This window comes from Robertmurraya sp. DFI.2.37, from assembly GCF_029211245.1.
Lineage (GTDB): Bacteria > Bacillota > Bacilli > Bacillales > Cytobacillaceae > Robertmurraya > Robertmurraya methanolica_A.
In genome coordinates, this window is sequence record NZ_JARGEJ010000996.1 from 1 (window position 1) to 214 (window position 214).

The 214-nt window shown below is 34.6% G+C and carries 1 protein-coding gene; it reads right to left on the bottom strand.

Translation table 11 applies throughout. The annotated features are described in order from the left end of the window. Window positions 1–214 (bottom strand): DDE-type integrase/transposase/recombinase (locus PZE06_RS34350; RefSeq protein WP_483314109.1); only part of this gene is annotated, 214 nt, incomplete at both ends.

Here is a 214-nt window from a genome sequence, read left to right on the forward strand (position 1 = left end):
TTCCCTGGTCCGAATGAATAAAGGCATCTTTATGCAATGTAACTTTCTTGTTGTTCATCAATTTCTGGATCGTCTTCGTAGCGATATCTAAAGTAATACGGTCAGAAACATGATAAGCTAGGATTTCGTTAGTGGAAGCATCTTTTACGGTTGACAAATAAGCCATACTATTTCCGTTATATGGCAAATATGTAATATCCGTTAATAAAACTTT